This is a genomic window from Orrella dioscoreae, assembly GCF_900089455.2.
Taxonomy (GTDB): domain Bacteria; phylum Pseudomonadota; class Gammaproteobacteria; order Burkholderiales; family Burkholderiaceae_B; genus Orrella; species Orrella dioscoreae.
The window spans coordinates 217,982-236,271 of record NZ_LT907988.1; the positions used below are offsets into that span (position 1 = coordinate 217,982).

An 18,290-nucleotide genomic window follows, 5' to 3' on the forward strand; every position below is an offset into this window, starting at 1 on the left:
GGTGGGGCGGGCGGTGATGGCGTGTCGGCCTACATCCGGAACACGCCGAAGCGTGTGTCGTCGACGGGGGTGTTGCGGGCGACGGCCAGCGCCAGCCCCAGCACGCGGCGCGTGTCGGCCGGCGCGATGATGCCGTCGTCCCACAGCCGTCCGGTGGCGTAATAGGGATGGCCCTCGCGCTCGTATTGCTCGCGGATCGGGCGCTTGAAGGCGTCCTCGTCGTTGGCGCTCCAGTGGCCGCCGCGCGCCTCCAGCGCATCGCGGCGCACGGTGGCCAGCACGCTGGCGGCCTGCTCGCCGCCCATCACCGAGATGCGGGCGTTGGGCCACATGAAGAGCAGGCGCGGCGAATAGGCGCGCCCGCACATGCCGTAGTTGCCCGCGCCGAACGAGCCGCCGATGATGACCGTGAACTTCGGGACCGCGGCCGTGGCCACGGCGGTGACCATCTTGGCGCCGTGGCGCGCGATGCCTTCGTTCTCGGCCTTGCGGCCCACCATGAAGCCCGTGATGTTCTGCAGGAACACCAGCGGAATCTTGCGCTGCGCGCACAGCTCGATGAAGTGCGCGCCTTTCTGCGCGGACTCGGAGAACAGCACGCCGTTGTTGGCCACGATGCCCACGGGCATGCCGTGGATGTGCGCGAAGCCCGTGACCAGCGTGGTGCCGTAGCGCGCCTTGAACTCGTCGAAGTCCGAGCCGTCCACGATACGCGCGATGACCTCGCGTACGTCATAGGGCTTGCGCGTGTCCACGGGAATGATGCCGCCCAGTTCCGACGGGTCGTAGCGCGGCGCGCGCACGGGCGTCAGCGGGGGCTGTTGGGGCGGCTGCAGGTTCAGGCGCGCCACCGCATCGCGCGCCAGGCGCAGCGCATGCAGGTCGTTCGCGGCCAGGTGGTCGGCCACGCCGGACAGGCGCGTGTGCACGTCGCCGCCGCCCAGGTCTTCCACGCTGACGACCTCGCCCGTGGCGGCCTTCACCAGCGGGGGGCCGCCCAGGAAGATCGTGCCCTGGTTGCGCACGATGATGGACTCGTCGCTCATGGCGGGCACATAGGCGCCGCCCGCGGTGCACGAGCCCATGACCACGGCGATCTGCGCGATGCCGGCCGCCGACATGTTGGCCTGGTTGTAGAAAATGCGGCCGAAGTGATCGCGGTCGGGGAACACCTCGTCCTGGCGTGGCAGGTTGGCGCCGCCCGAATCCACCAGGTACAGGCAGGGCAGGCGGTTCTCGGCAGCGATCTCCTGCGCGCGCAGGTGCTTCTTGACCGTGGCGGGGTAATAGGTGCCGCCTTTGACCGTGGCGTCGTTGCACACGATCATGCATTGCGTGCCGGCCACGCGGCCGATGCCGGTGATGAGCCCCGCGCCCGGCGCCTCGCCGTCGTACAGGCCGTGCGCCGCCATCGGCGACAGTTCCAGGAACGGACTGTCGGGGTCGATGAGCGCCTCGACGCGCTCGCGCGGCAACAGCTTGCCCCGCGCCACGTGCTTGGCGCGCGCTTCTTCGCTGCCGCCCTGCGCGGTGCGCGCCAACTGCGCGCGCAGCGCGTCCACCTGCGCCTGCATGGCTTGCGCATTGGCCGCGAAATCAGGCGCGCGCGGATTGATGCGGGATTCGATTGCGGGCATGTGTCTCTTCCACCAGAGGATAGTCCCACCCCCGAGGCGCTTCGCGCCTCCCCCTCAAGGGGGCGAGGCTGGCGGACCGGCAAAGCCGGCTCCGCTGCCTCCCGGGGTAACAGCCCGACAGCCGTAGCGCTGGTTTCTTGATGCTCGCTCCTTGCCTGCGAGCCGAACCAGCGTCTCGGCGTGGCCTCGTCTCTTCTTTACAGCATTTCTATTGCCATCGCGACGGCTTCGCCGCCGCCGATGCACAGCGTGGCCACGCCGCGCTTGCCGCCGGTCTTGCGCAGGCCGCCCACCAGCGTGGTCAGCAGGCGCGCGCCCGAGGCGCCGATGGGGTGGCCGAGCGCGGTGGCGCCGCCGTGGATGTTCACCTTGTCGTGCGGCAGCTTGAAGTCCGTCATGGCGGCCATGGCCACCACGGCGAAGGCTTCGTTGATCTCATAGAGATCGACGTCCTCGGGCTGCCAGCCGGTCTTGGCGAACAGGGTCTTCAGCGCGCCCACGGGGGCGGTGGTGAACCATGCAGGCTCTTGCGAATGCTGGCTGTGCGCGACGATGCGCGCGATGGGCGTCACACCCAGCTTCTGCGCGGTGGACGCGCGCATCAGCACGGCGGCGGCGGCGCCGTCGGAGATCGACGACGAGGTGGCGGCCGTGACGGTGCCGTCCTTCTTGAAGGCGGGTTTCAGCGTGGGGATCTTCTCGGGCATCGCCTTCAGCGGCGCTTCGTCGGTATCGACGACCGTGTCGCCCTTGCGGCCGGCCACGGTGACCGGCGCGATTTCCCACTTGAAGTCGCCGGCCTCGATGGCGGCGCGCGCGCGGCGCAGCGATTCCAGCGTGAATTCGTCCTGCTGCTCGCGCGTGAAGCTGTACTTGGCGGCGCAATCCTCGGCGAAAACGCCCATGGCCTTGCCGCGGTCGTAGGCGTCTTCCAGGCCGTCCAGCGCCATGTGGTCATAGACGGTGGAGTGGCCGTAGCGATAGCCCTGGCGGCCGCGCAGCAGCAGGTAGGGGGCGTTGCTCATGCTTTCCTGGCCGCCCGTGACGACGACGTCGGCGCTGCCGGCGGCCAGCAGGTCGTGGCCGAACATCGCGGCCTTCAGGCCCGAGCCGCAGACCTTGTGGATGGTGGTGCACGCCACGCCCAGCGGCAGGCCCGCGCCCAGGGCGGCCTGGCGGGCCGGCGCCTGGCCTTGGCCGGCCTGCAGGACGTTGCCCATGATGACTTCGTTGACTTGGTTGGGCTGGATGCCGGCGCGTTCGACGGCGGCCTTGATGACGACCGAGCCCAGCTCGTGGGCGGCCAGGCCGGACAGGCTGCCCAGCATGCCGCCCATGGGCGTGCGGGCGACGGAAACGATGACGACGGGATCAGACATGTTGCGCTCCAGGTTGATCGGTTTGCAGCGCGCCGGTGGGTGCCGTCGGTGACGGTCCTGGCAGGCGCCTGTGGGTATCGTAAGGGAAAACATCGGCCACCCCGCCGCGCGCGACACGGTCGCGGCAGGCTTGCCACCATGCGGGGTCGAGCAGCGCCGCATGGTGCGCCATGAACACCGTGCGCACCCGCGGCTGGCCCAGCAGGAACTGGCCGAACTCCTCGGGGAACACGTCGTTCTCTCCCACTGGATACCACGGTTCGGATGACATTTCCGCCTCGTCGTCCGGCGCGGGGGGAATGGCGCGGAAGTTGATCTCGGTCATGCGCTGGATTTCGTCGTAGTCATAGAAGACCACCCGCCCCAGGCGCGTGACGCCGAAATTCTTGTAGAGCATGTCGCCGGGAAAGAGGCCGGCGGCGGCGATGTCGCGGATGGCCTGGCCATAGTCGCGCACGGCGGCGTCGCGCAGGGCGCCCGGCGCCTGCTGCAGGTACAGGTTCAAGGGCGTCATGCGCCGCTCGATGTAGACGTGGCGCAGCACGATGCTGTCGCCGTCTGCCTCGATCAGGCTGGGCGCGGTGCCGCGCAGCTCCTCCAGCAGGCCTGGCGCGAAGCGCGCGCGCGGCAGCGCCACCTGCGAGTACTCCCAGGTGTCGGCCATGCGGCCCGCGCGGTCGTGCAGCTTCACCATCTGGTACTTGCGCCGCACCGTCGCGGGGTCCATGTGGCGCTTGGCGCTGCGGTCGCGGATCAGCTTGAAGACATAGGGATACGAGGGCAGCGTGAAGACGCACATCACCATGCCCCGGATGCCGGGGGCGATGTCGAAGCGGTCGTGCGAGTGCGCCAGGTGTTCCAGGAAGTCACGGTAGAACAGCGTCTTGCCCTGCTTCTGCAGGCCGATCATGGTGTAGAGCTCGGCCTGGGGCTTGCGCGGCAGCAGCGTCGACAGGAAGCGCACGGTGATGGACGGGGTTTCCATGTCCACCAGGAAATAGGCACGGGTGAAGCTGAAGAGACGGCTCAGGTCGTCCTCGGTGAAGAGCAGCGCGTCGGGCTGGATACGGCCTGCCGGGTCGCGCAGCAACGCGATGGAGAACGGATGCAGCTTGCCGTGGTTGATGAGCCGTCCGACGACATAGGCGCCCTTGTTGCGGAAGAAGAGCGTGCCCAGCACGTGCACCTGGCAGTCGGCCGCCAGGCGCGGACCCACGCCACGCGGCAACTGTTCCTGCAGGGCCGACAGCGCCGCGCGCGCCAGCCTGCCCGCGTCGCGTGGCAGGTCGGCGAAGGGGGCGGCCAGGCCGAAGTCGGCCAGCATGCGCACGAGGCTGCGGCGCAGGCCTTCGCTGGCCGGGTAGTACACGCGGTAGGCGGGCAGCGCGCTGTCCAGGTAATCGGTGGCGGCGTGCGGGCGCACGAACAGGAAGTCGTTGTGGAAGTAGTCGCGGTGCAGCACCCGGCAAGACACCGAATTGAAGAAGGTCTCGGCGCACTCGGGCTGGCGGTGGCCGATCAGCTGCGCGGCATAGGCCTGCTTCACCGCCTGCCAGTAGGCGGCTTCCGCGCCGTCCATGCGCAGCGGCGCCTCGTGCGTTGCCGTGCGTGTCTCGTCGTGGCGCGCCGGTGCGCGGCGCAAGGTCTGCCCCACCTTCGCCGCGCATTCGCGCACGCGCATGTCGTAGTACTCGATGCGCTCGCGCGACAGCTGCTGCATGCCCTGCCACTCGCCCGACTCGAACAGCGACTTGGCGCGCTGCGCGCTGTAGCGGAACAGCGCGTAGTGGCGGTCGAAGCCGGCCAGGATCTGCGCGGCGACCTCGCCCGGCCCGGCTGCCGCGGGCGGCACGGGTTCGATGCGCAGCAGGTCGCCATTCTTGCTCATGGCGGGGCTCAGGCGGTCTCGTTGAAGAGTTCGCGGCCGATCAGCATGCGGCGGATCTCGCTGGTGCCCGCGCCGATCTCGTAGAGCTTGGCGTCGCGCCACAGGCGGCCCACCGGATACTCGTTGATGTAGCCGTTGCCGCCCAGGATCTGGATGCCTTCGCCGGCCATCCAGGTGGCTTTCTCCGCGCAATACAGGATGACGGCGGCGCAGTCCTTGCGCACGCGCCGGGCGTGCTCGGCGCCCAGGGCGTCCAGGTTCTTGCCCACCGCATAGCAGAAGGCGCGGCTGGCTTGCAGCGTGGTGTACAGATCGGCCACCTTGCCCTGGATGAGCTGGAATTCGCCGATGGCCTGGCCGAACTGCTTGCGCTCGTGGATGTAGGGCACCACGATGTCCATGACGCCCTGCATGATGCCCAGCGGGCCGCCTGCCAGCACGGCGCGTTCATAGTCCAGGCCGCTCATCAGCACGCGCGCGCCGCCGTTGAGCTCGCCCAGGATGTTCTCTTCCGGCACCTCGCAGTCCTGGAAGACGAGCTCACCGGTGTGGCTGCCGCGCATGCCCAGCTTGTCGAGCTTCTGGGCCACCGAGAAGCCCTTGTAGCCCTTCTCGACGATGAAGGCGGTGATGCCGCGCTGGTGCGCCTCGGGGTCGGTCTTGGCGTAGACGACCAGCGTGTCGGCGTCCGGGCCGTTGGTGATCCACATCTTCGTGCCGTTCAGCACATAGCGGTCGCCGTGTTTCCTGGCCTGCAGGCGCATGCTGACGACATCCGAGCCCGCGCCGGGTTCGCTCATGGCCAGCGCGCCCACGTGTTCGCCCGAGATCAGCTTGGGCAGGTACCTGCGCTTCTGCGCGTCGGTGCCGTTGCGGTGGATCTGGTTCACGCACAGGTTCGAGTGCGCGCCGTAGGACAGGCCCACCGAGGCGCTGGCGCGCGAGATTTCCTCCATGGCCACCATGTGGGCCACGTAGCCCATGTCGGCGCCGCCGTACTCCTCCTTCACCGTCACGCCCAGCAGGCCCAGGTCGCCGAATTTTCGCCACAGATCGGCGGGGAACTGGTCGTCGGCATCGATCCGCGCGGCGCGCGGCGCGATCTCCGCATCCGCGAAATCGCGCAGGGAGGCGCGCAGCATCTCGACGTCTTCGCCCAGGTTGAAGTCCAGGCCGGGTAGATCCATGGTTGTCTCCATCGCGTGTGATCAGTGGGGCGGGCGCGGCCTGTCTCGGTGCGTCCCGGGTCAGCGTCCATCCAGGAGCGCCAGGCACTGGCGCTCCTGTTCGGCGATCTCGGCCAGCGTCTCGTCGATGTCCTCGCGCTGCCGGGACAGCGATTCCCGGTGGCGGTTGAGCACGGACAGGTAGCTGCGCAATTGCGGTTCGGTGGTGCCGGGCCCGTCGTACATGTCGATGAGCGCGCGGATGTCGGACAGTTGCAGGCCCAGCCGCTTGCCGCGCAGCGCCAGCTTCAGGCGGGCGCGGTCGCGGGCGGCATAGACGCGCTGGCGGCCTTCACGGGCCGGGCTCACGATGCCCTGGTCCTCGTAGAACCGGATCGTGCGCGGCGTGATGGAGAATTCCTGCGCCAGGTCGGAAATGGTCCAGCGGGAGGTCGGCATAAGCGGGGCAGGCTGGGCACCCGGAGCGGGGCGCGGGTGCCGATTGGCAGTTTACGTAAACGTAAATTAGAATGCCTGGAACCCTGTCGTCAAGCTCGGAGCGCAACGCATGAACCCTGATGAGCAGAAGCTGGTCTACCCGTGGAATGACTTGCAGCCCGAGCCTGGCCGGGCGCTGGAGGCCGCGGAGGGCGTGTACTGGGTGCGCATGCCGCTGCCTTTCGTGCTGGATCACGTCAACGTCTGGCTGATCCGCGATGAATACGAAGGCCGGCAGGGCTGGGCCATCGTGGATTGCGGCATCGCCCGCGAGGAAATCCGCGCGCTCTGGGAAGACGTCTTCACCCACTGCCTGCACGGCCTGCCGGTGCTGCGCGTCATCGTGACGCACATGCACCCCGACCACGTGGGCCTGGCCCAGTGGCTGTGCGCCAAGTGGAAGGTGCCGCTCTTCATGAGCATGACCGACTACGTGCTGGCGCGGCTCTGGTCGCAGGAAGGCCCGCAGGGCGAAGGCACCGGCGGCGACACCGCGGTGGCCCACTTCGGCCGCCACGGCCTGGTCGACCCCGAGGCACAGGCGCAGATCCGCGAGCGCTCGGGCTATTACCGCGGGCTGGTGCCCGGCATGCCCAGCACCTTCCATCGCCTGGTGCACGGCGACTGGCTGCGCATCGGCCGCCATGACTGGCGGCTCATCGTGGGCTACGGCCATGCGCCCGAACACATCTCGCTCTACAGCCCGGCGCTGCAGACGCTGATCTCGGGCGACATGGTCCTGCCGCGCATCTCCACCAATGTCAGCGTCTTCGACAGCGAACCCGACGCCGATCCGCTGCGCCTGTACCTGAGTTCGCTGGCGGGCTACGACGACGTGCCCGAGGACACGCTGGTGCTGCCCTCGCACGGCCGTCCCTTCAAGGGCCTGCACGAACGCATCGCGCAGCAGCGGCATCACCACGCCGAGCGCCTGCAGGAGGTGATGGAGGCCTGCGATGCCCAGCCGTGCTCGGCTGCCGACATCGTGCCCGTGCTGTTCAAGCGCAAGCTGGACCTGCACCAGCTCACCTTCGCCATGGGCGAGGCGCTGGCGCATCTGCAGGCCCTGTTCCACGAGGGCCGCCTGGTGCGCGACACCGGCAGCGATGGCATCGTGCGCTACCGCGTGCGTCCGCCCGCCCAGCTGCCGGACGAGAGCGAGGCAGAGGCGGTGCAAGGCTGAGGCGCACGCCGGCAGGTCGATATATCCGAAGCCCGGCACCCGGGCGCTTTCGCGCCGGCGCGCGCCCGGTTATCGTCGGGGCTCCCGCCTTGATGAAGACAGACCGACAGCGTGAAGCGACCCGATACCCTCAGCCTCCAGACCCGCCTGCAACATACCGGCAGCGATCCCTTCGACCCCGAGACCGGCACGGCCGCCGTGGGCCTGCCGCCCAAGCGCAGCAGCACCGTGCGCTTCGCCGACCTGGCGGCCCTGGACCGCGCCTATCAGCGCCGCCGCGCGGGTGAACGCGCCATCACCTATGGCCGCTCGGGCATGGACACGCACCGCGCCCTGGAAGACGTGTTCACGCAGCTCGAAGGCGGCGCGCACACCGTACTGGCGCCATCGGGACTGGCGGCCATCACGCTGGCCTTCCTGGGCCTGATGGGCGCGGGCGACCACGCCCTGGTGGCCGACAACGTCTATGGCCCGCTGCGCCACCTGGATGACACGCTGCTCAAGAAACTGGGCATGACGCTGGAATACTTCGACCCGACCCGGCCCGACGACCTGGCCGCGAAGCTGCGTCCCGACACGAAGCTGGTCTATGCCGAGTCGCCCGGCTCGCTGCTGCTGCAGATGACCGACATCCCGGCGCTGGCCCAGGTGGCGAAAGCGAAGGGCGTGCCGCTGGTCGTCGACAACACCTGGGGCTCGGGCTATATCTACCAGCCGCTGGCGCTGGGCGCGGACGTGTCGGTGGTGGCGGGCACGAAATACGTGGCCGGGCACTCCGACCTGATGCTGGGCGCGGTCGTGTCGCGCGACCTGGCGATGGGCCAGCGCCTGGGCGCCATGCAGTACGCGCTGGGCTACGCGCTGGGCGCGGACGATGCCTGGCTGGCCCTGCGCGGCGTGCGCACCCTGCCCGTGCGCATGGCCGAGCACGCCCGCAGCGCGTTGCGCGTGTGCGAGTTCCTGGCCAGCCGTCCGGAGACGGCCAGCATCTATCACCCCGCCTGGCCGCAGGACGCGGGCCATGCGTTGTGGCAGCGCGATTGCACGGGCTCCAACGGCATGCTCAGCGTGTCGCTGAAACTGGACCGTGCCGCGGGCCGCCGCTTCGTCGATGCCCTGCGGCTCTTCGGCATCGGCTTCTCGTGGGGCGGCTATGAAAGCCTGGTGCAGTGGGTCGAGCCCGACGGCCTGGCGCCGCACGCCTATGCACAGGCCGCGCGCGGCCTGACGGTCGTGCGCCTGCACGTGGGCCTGGAAGCCGTGGATGACCTGGTTGCCGACCTGGCGCAGGCGCTGGACCAGGCCGCTGGCTGAGCGGCAAGGCGTGGCAAGGCATGCGCCTTGCCGCCAAAGAAAAATCCCCGCACGCAGCGGGGATTTTTCGTGGGGCAGGCCTGGCTTATTGGCCAGCCAGGCGCTTCACCAGCCCGTCTGCGACGGTGATGGTTTCGCGGTAGCCGCCGGCCTGCGAGGGCGACGTGACGTAGCGGCCGCCCACGGCGATGGAAGGCGTGCCTTCGATGCGGTAGTTGCGGGTCAGCTGGTCGGCGCGCTGGGCCTTCGACGAGACGCCGAAGGAGTCGTAGGCGCTTTCGAACTTGGCGCGATCCAGGCCCTGGTCGGCGGCCCAGTCGACGATGTTCTGCTTGGTGACCAGGCGCTTGCGATCCTTGTGGATGGCGGCGAAGACCTTGGGGTGCAGGTCCAGGCGGCCCAGCGCTTCCAGCGTGTAATACAGCTGCTGCTGCGGCTTCATGCCGGCGTTGAAGGCCACCGGCACGCGGGTCAGCACGGCGTTGGCGGGCAACTGCTTCGACCAGGTTTCGACCATGGGCTCGAGCACGTTGCAATGCGGGCACGAGTACGCGAAGAACTCCAGGACTTCGGTCTTGTCGCCGGCATCCGTCGACTGCGGCGGATTGAGCTCGATGAAGTTGGAGGTTTGCGCGAGCGACACGGGCGCGAAGGCAGCGGCGGCGACGAACGAGGCGGCCGCCAGCAGGCGGGAGAACAGGGTTTGCATGATGCGTGCGATTCCTGGAATGAAAACCGGTGAAAGCGGATCTGACCCGCGAGGGCCGGACAAGTTCATTTTTGCGGGGGGCTTATTGGCGCAACGTTCATTGGCGCACCACCGCGGATTCGATCTTTTCCTCGCCCAGGCGTGCCCGGGTGCGGTTCATGTCGTCCAGGCGGGCGTAGGGACCCACGCGCACCCGGTTGACCTGCAGGCCGTTGACCTCGGCGCGCTGCACCTGGACCGGCAGGCCCAGCAGCAGGATGCGCGCGCGCAGCGATTCGGCATCTTCCAGCACGCGATACGAGCCCACCTGCAGGAAGTACACGCTGTCGCCCGAGGCGGCTTGCGCGGGGGCGGGCTTGGCAGGCGGCCGCGCCGCGGGGGGCGTGGCTTGCGGGGTGCTGGGCAGGGTGGCGATCAGTGCACCCAGGTCGTCGGGACGCGAGCCGGACGGAGGCGTGGCGGTGCCGGCGCCGGGCAGCGGCGCGATGGCCGTGTCGGTCGGGCCGGTGCTGGGCGTGCCCGCGGCGCTGTCGCGGCCATACAGGCCCCGGTTGGGATCAGGGGCGTTGCGCGGGTCGGGCAGCGTGCTCTGGGCAGATTCGCGGGTGGCGCGGTCCACGAAAGGCATGGGCGCCTTGGTCACGTAGAACGCGACGCCTGCCGCGAGGATCAGGCCCACCAGCAGGCCGGCCAGCACACCGTACAGCGTGCTGCCGCCGCTCTGTTTGCGCGAGGAACGTCGGGTCGTCTTGGCCATGGGAATCGATGTTACATCCTCTCGGGGGCTTGCACGCCCAGCAGCGCCAGGCCGTTGGCCAGCACCTGGCGGGTGGCGTCGGCCAGGCGCAGGCGCGCCAGCTTCAGGGCTTCGTCGTCCACGCGCACGCGCTCGGCGTTGTACCAGGCGTGGAAGTCGGAGGCGCAGTCACGCAGCCAGAATGCCACCAGGTGCGGGGACAGTTCCTGCGCGGCGGTGTTCACCAGGGCAGGGAACTCGGCCAGGCGCTGCAGCAGCGCGAACTCGGTGGGGGCGACCAGCGGCGCGATGTCGGCCTGGGCCACCGCCTGGGCGTCGGCCTCGGCGCCGGCGATCACCGAGCAGATGCGGGCATGCGCGTACTGGATGTAGTAGACGGGGTTCTCTTCGCTCTTCGACAGCGCCAGGTCGATGTCGAACACGAACTCCGTGTCGGCGCGGCGCTGGATCAGGAAGAAGCGCGTCGCGTCGCGGCCCACCCACTCGACCAGGTCGCGCAGCGTGACGTAGCTGCCGGCGCGCTTGGAGATCTTCACTTCCTCGCCGCCGCGCATGACCTTGACCATCTTGTGCAGCACGTAGCTGGGATAGTCCTTGGGGATGCCCAGGTCCAGCGCCTGCAGGCCGGCGCGCACGCGCGCCACGGTGCCGTGGTGGTCGCTGCCCTGGATGTTGATGGCGTGGTGGAAGCCGCGCTCCCACTTGGCGACGTGATAGGCCACGTCCGGCACGAAGTAGGTGTAGCCGCCCTCGGACTTGCGCATCACGCGGTCCTTGTCGTCGCCGGTGCCGAGTTCCGTGGTGCGCAGCCACAGCGCGCCCTCGTTCTCGTAGGTGTGGCCGCTGGCGACGAGGCTCTGCACGGCGCGCTCGACGCGGCCGGAGGTGTAGAGCGAGCTTTCCAGGTAATAGTTGTCGAACTTCAGGCCGAAGGCCTGCAGGTCCAGGTCCTGCTCGCGGCGCAGGTAGGCGACCGCGAAGCGCCGGATGTCGTCCAGGCTGTCGATGTCGCCGCTGGCCGTGACCGGCTCGGCGTCGGAGGCCTGCACGGTCTTGCCGGCGCGGAAGTCATTGGCGATGTCGACGATGTAGTCGCCGCGGTAGCCGTCGGCGGGCCACTCGGGCGCCTCGGGCGTCAGGCCGCGGGCGCGCGCCTGCACGCTGATGGCCAGGTTCTCGATCTGGTTGCCGGCGTCGTTGTAGTAGAACTCGCGCGTCACGTCGAAGCCGCTGGCGTCGAACAGGCGGCACAGCGCGTCGCCCAGCGCGGCCTGCCGCGCGTGGCCCACGTGCAGCGGACCGGTGGGGTTGGCCGACACGAACTCGACCAGGACCTTGGCGTCGCGCCGGGCGGCGCGGCCGTATTGCGCGCCCTGGGCCGACACGACGGGCAGCACGGCCTGGCGGGCGGCCGGCGTGAGGCGGAAATTGATGAAGCCGGGGCCGGCCAGTTCGGCGCTGGCGATCAGCGCGGCGGCCTGCGGGTCGGCCTGCAGGGCATCGACCAGCGCCTGGGCCAGTTCGCGCGGATTGCGGCGGGCGGGCTTGGCCAGTTGCATGGCGACGTTGGTGGCGAGGTCGCCATGCGCGGCCACCTTGGGGCGCTCGAGCAGGACGTTGGCCTGCGCGTCGGGCAGGAGGGCGGCCACGGCGGCCTGGATGCGGGAGATGAGGAGTTCTTGTTGCTCGAGGAGCATGGAGCGGGATTCGAAAAATTGACCAGTGGGGGGCCGGCGCCTGGCGCCGTGGCCGAGTCAGGGCCGTGGGCGCGGCCGGGAGGGCGCCGGCGGGGCCTGACGCATGCCTGAAGGCCGGCGGCGCGCCAGGCGGGCATCCCACGATGATAGCCTGATTCGATGTCCTGCCGCCCAGTGCGCGGGCCGGGCGCCGGTTGGCAGGGCGGACGGCTTGCGGTAGTGTGGATGCTCGCCACGCCAGTTGGCGCGCAACATGCCTGAACTCGGGATTTCCTCATGCTTATCACCTTCCAATCCAAGGCCGCCGGCGATGTCCTCATGCTGGAGGAACACGCGCTGCCGCTCTTGCAGGCCGCCGGCAAGGCGCCTGGTGTCTCGCCCGAGCGCGGCGTCTTCACCGTGGCCCAGCTGCCCGCCGCCATCGCGGGCCTGGAAAAGGCGATCGCGGCCGCGCCGCCCCTGGCGGACGAGGACGACGACGACGATGACGACAAGCCGCCCGTCCATCCCATCGCCCTGCCGGTCGCGCTGGGCCAGCGCGCCTTTCCCCTGCTGGACCTGCTCAGGAAGTCGCAGGCTTCGGGGGTGGACGTGATGTGGGAAGGCAGTTCGGCCTGGTAACGCCCTCTACCAACCATAAGGTGCCGGCACACGACCGGCATCGGACAGGAGCACACATGCGTAGTCAGATCACTGTCATCTTCGATCCCCGCCGCAGCCTGGACCTGACGGTGCAGACTGTGCCGGGCGACGATTCCGCCGCGCAGGCGCGGCAGTGGCTGGACGACACCTGGGAGCAGCTCGGCTGTGAGCCGCTGCGTCCCAGCGGCAAGGTGCTGCTGCTGGACAAGGTGCTGGGAATCGCCGACGCCTACGGCCACGAGCGCCTGGTGGCGGAACCCGAGATCGCGCGCGTGTTCGCCGAGAACGTGGCACGGGCGCTGGAGCGTCCGCGCATCACGGTGGACCTGCCCGGCCTGATGGTGGGTTACTGACCGCCACGCGCGGCGTTCAGCGTATGCCCGCCCGCATGAACGACTGCACGAACTGGCGCTGGAACAGCAGGAACGCCACCAGCAACGGCGCCGCGCTGATGAGCGTGGCCGCCGTGATGATCGACCAGTCGATGCCCTGATCGGTCGACGAAAACACCTGCAGGCCCACGGTGAGCGGACGCGACTCCACCGAGTTCGTGATGATGAGCGGCCACAGGAAGTTGTTCCAGTGGTGGCTGACCGACACCAGGCCATAGGCCACGTACATGGGCTTGGCCAGCGGCACGTACACCTTCATCAACACCTGCAGCGCGCTGGCGCCTTCCATGCGCGCGGCCTCTTCCAGCTCGCGTGGCACGGTCTTGAAGGTCTGGCGCAGCAGGAAGATGCCGAAGGCCGACGCGAAATAGGGCAGTCCCACGGCGAACACCGTGTCGCGGATGCCCAGCGCGCTCATGCTGCGGTAGTTCTCGACGATGAGCACGTCGGGCATCACCATGAGCTGCAGCAGCACCAGCATGAACAGCAGGTCGCGTCCGGGGAAGGTGAAGCGCGCGAAGGCGTAGGCCGCCAGCGTCGCCAGCACGAACTGCGCGACCAGCACCATCGTGACCAGCGTGAAGGTGTTGACGAAGTATTGGGCGAACGGCGCCGACGCCCAGGCCTGTGCGAAATTCGCCAGCGTGAGCGGCGCGAACAGATCGAAGCGCGTCGCGTAGGCGGGCGGGTGGAACGCCGCCCAGGCGGCGTAGGCCAGCGGCGCGATCCACAAGAGGCCCAGCAGCCAGGCGGCCAGCGTATCCAGTGCGCGGTTCATTGGTAATGGGTGCGGCGGTCGAGCCAGTTGAACTTGATCCAGGCGGTGGCCGCCAGCACGGCAAGCAGCACCACGGTCAGCGTGGCGGCATAGGCCGTGTCCCAGAAGGCGAAGCCGACCTGGTAGATATAGAAGAGCAGCAGCGTGCTGGCGTTGTCGGGGCCGCCGCGGGTCATCACTACGACGTGGTCGACCAGGCGGAAGGCGTTGATGAGCGCGTTGATCAGCACGAAGAGCGTGGTGGGCATGAGCAGCGGCCACAGCACGCGGCGGAAATACTGGCCGCGCGAGGCGCCTTCCAGCATGGCGGCTTCGCGCAACGTGGGCGGAATGCCCTGCAGCGCGGCCAGGTAGAAGATCATGAAGAAGCCGGCTTCCTTCCAGATCGTCACGAGCATCAGCGCGGGCAGCGCGGTCTCGCGCGAGCCCAGCCAGTTGACGCTGGGCAGGCCGAAGAGCCCCGTGACCTGGGCGATGAGGCCGTACTGCGGGGTATAGAAGAAGAGCCAGATGTTCGCCACGGCCACCATGGGCAGCACGGTGGGGGTGAAGTAGGCCATGCGCAGCAGCCCGCGGCCGCTGAGCTTGCCGTTGACCCAGAGGGCCATGGCCAGCGCCAGGCCCACCGAGGTGGGAATGGTGCCCAGCGCGAACCACAGATTGTTCCAGAGCGACTGCCAGAACACCGGGTCGTCGGCCATCAGGGCGTAGTTCTCCAGCCCCACGAAGCGCGCCGGGCGGCTGCCCTTCGGGGTGCTGAAGAAGCTGTGCCACAACGTGGCCAGCGCCGGATAGTGCGTGAACGCCGCCAGCAGCGCGACCGCCGGCAACACCAGCAGCCAGCCGGTGATGGCGTGCTGCCGGGCCAGGGAAAGCCGGGCGGTGCTTGCGTGCATGGCGGCAGGGGTCAAGGGCAGGCTCAGCGGTAGGCGCGCAGGATGCGGTCGGCTTCGCGCTGTGCGTCGGCCATGGCCTGGGCGGGGGTCTTCGCGCCTGTCAGCGCAGCCTGCAGGTTGTCGTTCAGCAGCTTGGTCACGCGCTGGTTCTCATGCGTCGAGAACTCGGCCACGCTCACGGCGAGCTGGTCGCGCGCCACCACGGCGGCCGGCACGTCCTTGGCGTAGGTCTTCATCCGCTCGGTTTCCCAGGCGGCCGGCGTCACGGCGACGTAGCCGGTGGCGATGCTCCATTCGGCGGCGCGCTCGGGGGTCGTGGCCCACTTGGCGAAACGCACGGCGGCGGCCTGCTGCTCGGGCGTGGCGTTCTTGAAGACATAGAAGTTGCCGCCGCCGGTGGGGCTGCCGCCGCGCTTGCTGGCCGGCATCGGCGCCACGCCGAACGGGAACTTGGCGTTGCTGCGGATGTTGGTCAGGTTGCCGGTGGTCGTCCAGACGATGGCGGCCTTCCTTTCCAGGAAGTCCTTGGGCGTGGTGCCCCAGTCGATCGTGCCTTCGGGCATGACCTTGTGCTTGGCGGCCAGGTCGCGCCAGTACTGCACGGCCTCGACGACGCCCGGCTTGTCGAGGTAGACCTCGTTGCCGGCTTCGTTCATCAGGATCTCGCCGTGGGGCGTGGTGAGCGCCTGGAAGAGCCAATAGGCGAACGCGCCGCCCGACGGGATCTCGATGCCCCACTGCGTGACCTGGCCGTTGGCGTCGCGCTTGGTCAGCTTCTTGGCGGCCTCGACCAGTTCGGTCCAGGTGGCGGGCGCCTTGTCGGGATCCAGCCCGGCTTCGCGGAACAGGTCCTTGTTGTAGTACATCACGATGGTCGAACGCTGGAACGGCACGCCCCAGGTGTGGCCACCGCTGCGGCTGTTCTGCATGAAGGCGTCATAGAAGCCGCCCAGCCACTTCTGGTCGTCGGCGCTCTTGGCCACCGCGTCGATGGGGACGATGGCTTCCTCGTCGATCAGCGTGAACATGTCGGTCGACAGCAGCACGGCCAGTTGCGGCGGCTTGCCGCCCTTGTGGGCGGTCAGCGCCTTGGCGATCGAGTCCTGGTAGGAGCCGGCGTACACGGGCTTGACCACGACGTCCGGGTTCTCCTTGTGGAACGCGGCGGCCATGTCGTCGATGACCTTGGTGATCGGGCCGCCGACGGCCACGGGGTAGTAGAACTCGACTTCGACCGGGGCTTTCTGGGCCAGCGCGGGGCAGGCAGCCAACACACCGGCGAGGCCGATGCCGAGGGACTTCAGGATGGTGCGTCGCATGGACGGCTCCTAGGGTTCGAGGAGAGGGCTCGGGGAAGAGGGCAGGGCGCGTCCGGACGCGCCGAAGAAATGCTGGTGGGCGGCATCCCATTCCAGGTGGACGATCTCGCCGGCACGGCAGGGCGACGCGCCGGGCACGCGCACGGCGGCGATGCCGGCCGCACCCAGGTCGCAGGCCACGATGGAGTCCGCGCCGAAGTATTCGACGCTGGCGACGCGTGCACGCCAGCGGCCCGTGATGTCCAGGCGCATGTGCTCGGGGCGCACGCCCAGCTTTTGGGCGCCGGCGCCGGCGCCGCGCAACGCCGGGCCGTGGCTGCCGGCCAGCACGGGCACGCCGTGCAGCGTTTCGAGCGTCAGCACGTTCATGGGCGGCGTGCCGATGAAGCGCGCGGCGAACTCGCTGGCGGGCCGGGCATAAAGCGCGTCGGGGGTGTCGTGCTGTTCGATGCGTCCGCCGTTCAGCAGCACGACCTTGTCGGCCATGCTCATGGCCTCGGTCTGGTCGTGCGTGACGTAGACCATCGTGATGCCCAGCTGGCGTTGCAGCGCGCGGATCTCGCGGCGCATGTCGTGGCGCAGCTGTGCATCCAGGTTGGACAGCGGCTCGTCCATCAGGCAGACGGGGGCTTCGGAGATGACCGCGCGGCCCAGCGCGACGCGCTGCTGCTGGCCGCCCGAGAGTTGCGAAGGCTTGCGGTCGAGCAGGGCGTCCAGGCCCAGCAGCTGCGCCACGCGTTGCAGGCGGGCGGCGTGGTCGCGGGCGGGTTCGCGGCGGACCTTCAGGCCGAAGAGGATGTTCTCGCGCACGGACAGGTGCGGGAACAGCGCATAGGACTGGAACACCATCGAGATGCGGCGTTGCGACGGCGGCAGCTGCGTCACGTCGCGCCCGCCGATCACCACGGTGCCGGCGGTGGGCGTGTCGAGTCCCGCGATCATGCGCAGGGTGGTCGACTTGCCGCAGCCCGACGGGCCCAGCAGGACCGTGAACGTGCCTGCCTCGACGACGATGTCGATGCCGCTGATGGCGAGGTGGTCGCCATAGCGCTTTTCCAGGCTGTCGAGGACGATGGAGGACATGATGGGAAGGAGTGGGACGCTTCTGCGGCGTCTCGAATGAAAACCTTTACATCATCGCGGCGGAAAATGACGGCCGTATTGCAGGCCGCCTTCGTTTCGCTGTCGATGGATGCGTCGTCTACTCGTCGATCAACGCGCCTTCCTCATGGAAGGGATAGGGGCCGGGAAATTCGCCCAGGACGGCCGAATGCGTGGTCAGCGCGCCGCCTTGCCAGGTGTGCAGCTGGTAGCCCGGCGGTTCCATCACGAAGGCCGACGGGCCGGCCGGCCGCAGGTCCAGCGCGATCTGGTGCGCGGTGCCGGGGCAGCACGAGGCCACGGTGCCGCCGAAGCGCGCATAGATCGTGCGGTGCAGGTGGCCGCAGATGATGCGTTCGATGTTCGGGTGACGGCCGACCAGCGCCGCCAGTTCCGGTGCGCCGGACAGCAAACCGATGGCGTCCATGTGCGCGATGCCGGTCTTGAACGGCGGGTGGTGCATGGCGATCAGCGTCGGGCGGCCCGGCTCGCGCGCCAGCTCGGTCTCCAGCCACTGCAGGCGCTCGGCGCACAGCGCGCCGTGGCCTTTGAACGGCACCACCGTATCCAGCGCGAGGATGCGCACGGGATACTGCTCCACGGCGTACTGGACGAACGGGCCGTCCGTGCGCAGGTAGGCATGCTCGGGGAAGGCGTCGGCCAGCGCCTGGCGGTCATCGTGGTTGCCGGGCAGCAGGAAGAAAGGCAGCTGCAGCGGCGCCAGCAGGTGGCGCAGGTGGGCATATTCCGCGGGGCGCCCGAAGTCGGTCAGGTCGCCGGTGATCACCACGCAGTCCGGACGCGGATCGAGGCGGTTCAGCGCGTCGACGACAGGCGGAAGATAGGCGTCGGTCTCCACCACGCGATAGGCCTTCTGGCCGGGCAGGCGGATGTGCAGGTCGCTGATTTGGGCAATGAGCATGTCGGGTTCTGC

17 protein-coding genes are annotated in these 18,290 nt (G+C 69.0%); 4 read left to right on the forward strand and 13 right to left on the reverse strand.

All coding sequences use genetic code 11. From position 1 onward, the window contains the following. Positions 1–29: 29 nt before the first annotated feature. The 5 genes from ODI_RS01055 to ODI_RS01075 all read right to left on the reverse strand — a co-directional run bounded on the left by ODI_RS01055 (position 30) and on the right by ODI_RS01075 (position 6,529). Entirely contained in the window at positions 30–1,637 is a 1,608-nt protein-coding gene (locus ODI_RS01055; RefSeq protein WP_067753627.1) for a carboxyl transferase domain-containing protein, read from the reverse strand. Positions 1,638–1,834: 197 nt separating this feature from the next. Then, positions 1,835–3,016, reverse strand: coding sequence for an acetyl-CoA C-acyltransferase (locus tag ODI_RS01060; RefSeq protein WP_067753624.1), 1,182 nt, complete (start codon positions 3,014–3,016; stop codon positions 1,835–1,837). Further along, positions 3,009–4,904, reverse strand: a complete 1,896-nt coding sequence (gene aceK, locus ODI_RS01065; protein ID WP_067753621.1) for a bifunctional isocitrate dehydrogenase kinase/phosphatase — start codon at positions 4,902–4,904, stop codon at positions 3,009–3,011. The genes ODI_RS01060 and aceK overlap by 8 nt, the downstream gene beginning before the upstream one ends. Before the next feature lie 8 nt (positions 4,905–4,912). Next, positions 4,913–6,091, reverse strand: a complete 1,179-nt coding sequence (locus tag ODI_RS01070) for an isovaleryl-CoA dehydrogenase (RefSeq protein WP_067753618.1) — start codon at positions 6,089–6,091, stop codon at positions 4,913–4,915. Between the two features lie 60 nt (positions 6,092–6,151). After that, entirely contained in the window at positions 6,152–6,529 is a 378-nt protein-coding gene (locus ODI_RS01075; protein ID WP_067753615.1) for a MerR family transcriptional regulator, read from the reverse strand. 109 nt (positions 6,530–6,638) lie between these two features. Here ODI_RS01075 and ODI_RS01080 point away from each other — a divergent pair, with 109 nt between their 5' ends. Both ODI_RS01080 and metC read left to right on the forward strand, forming a co-directional pair. Further along, the gene (locus ODI_RS01080) at positions 6,639–7,751 is read left to right on the forward strand and encodes an MBL fold metallo-hydrolase (protein WP_067753611.1); all 1,113 of its coding nucleotides are present in this window, start codon (positions 6,639–6,641) and stop codon (positions 7,749–7,751) included. A 111-nt stretch (positions 7,752–7,862) separates the two neighbouring features. Next, positions 7,863–9,065 carry a cystathionine beta-lyase gene (metC, locus tag ODI_RS01085; RefSeq protein WP_067753608.1) on the forward strand — a complete coding sequence of 401 codons (1,203 nt, stop codon included), beginning with the start codon at positions 7,863–7,865 and terminating at the stop codon, positions 9,063–9,065. An 85-nt stretch (positions 9,066–9,150) separates the two neighbouring features. Here the strand turns inward: metC and ODI_RS01090 are convergent, their stop codons facing one another. The 3 genes from ODI_RS01090 to argS all read right to left on the reverse strand — a co-directional run bounded on the left by ODI_RS01090 (position 9,151) and on the right by argS (position 12,228). After that, entirely contained in the window at positions 9,151–9,777 is a 627-nt protein-coding gene (locus tag ODI_RS01090) for a thiol:disulfide interchange protein DsbA/DsbL (protein ID WP_098020969.1), read from the reverse strand. A gap of 94 nt (positions 9,778–9,871) precedes the next feature. After that, complete coding sequence (locus ODI_RS01095; RefSeq protein ID WP_067753603.1) at positions 9,872–10,531, reverse strand: SPOR domain-containing protein; 660 nt, start codon at positions 10,529–10,531, stop codon at positions 9,872–9,874. 11 nt (positions 10,532–10,542) lie between these two features. Beyond that, positions 10,543–12,228 (reverse strand): arginine--tRNA ligase, encoded by a 1,686-nt coding sequence (gene argS / locus ODI_RS01100; RefSeq protein WP_067753600.1) that lies wholly within the window; start codon positions 12,226–12,228, stop codon positions 10,543–10,545. A gap of 276 nt (positions 12,229–12,504) precedes the next feature. Between argS and ODI_RS01105 the strand changes: the two genes are divergently transcribed. Both ODI_RS01105 and ODI_RS01110 read left to right on the forward strand, forming a co-directional pair. Further along, positions 12,505–12,849, forward strand: coding sequence for a DUF1840 domain-containing protein (locus ODI_RS01105; RefSeq protein WP_067753597.1), 345 nt, complete (start codon positions 12,505–12,507; stop codon positions 12,847–12,849). A gap of 56 nt (positions 12,850–12,905) precedes the next feature. Then, positions 12,906–13,223, forward strand: coding sequence for a hypothetical protein (locus ODI_RS01110; protein ID WP_067753594.1), 318 nt, complete (start codon positions 12,906–12,908; stop codon positions 13,221–13,223). A 16-nt stretch (positions 13,224–13,239) separates the two neighbouring features. Here the strand turns inward: ODI_RS01110 and ODI_RS01115 are convergent, their stop codons facing one another. The 5 genes from ODI_RS01115 to ODI_RS01135 all read right to left on the reverse strand — a co-directional run bounded on the left by ODI_RS01115 (position 13,240) and on the right by ODI_RS01135 (position 18,278). Beyond that, the gene (locus tag ODI_RS01115) at positions 13,240–14,040 is read right to left on the reverse strand and encodes a carbohydrate ABC transporter permease (protein WP_067753591.1); all 801 of its coding nucleotides are present in this window, start codon (positions 14,038–14,040) and stop codon (positions 13,240–13,242) included. Beyond that, positions 14,037–14,936, reverse strand: a complete 900-nt coding sequence (locus ODI_RS01120) for a carbohydrate ABC transporter permease (protein ID WP_098020970.1) — start codon at positions 14,934–14,936, stop codon at positions 14,037–14,039. Before ODI_RS01120 ends, ODI_RS01115 begins: the two co-directional genes overlap by 4 nt. Before the next feature lie 23 nt (positions 14,937–14,959). Beyond that, positions 14,960–16,255, reverse strand: coding sequence for an ABC transporter substrate-binding protein (locus ODI_RS01125; protein ID WP_067753588.1), 1,296 nt, complete (start codon positions 16,253–16,255; stop codon positions 14,960–14,962). Between the two features lie 9 nt (positions 16,256–16,264). Beyond that, the gene (locus tag ODI_RS01130; RefSeq protein WP_067753585.1) at positions 16,265–17,338 is read right to left on the reverse strand and encodes an ABC transporter ATP-binding protein; all 1,074 of its coding nucleotides are present in this window, start codon (positions 17,336–17,338) and stop codon (positions 16,265–16,267) included. A gap of 118 nt (positions 17,339–17,456) precedes the next feature. Then, the gene (locus ODI_RS01135) at positions 17,457–18,278 is read right to left on the reverse strand and encodes a phosphodiesterase (protein ID WP_067753582.1); all 822 of its coding nucleotides are present in this window, start codon (positions 18,276–18,278) and stop codon (positions 17,457–17,459) included. Between the last annotated feature and the right edge of the window lie 12 nt (positions 18,279–18,290).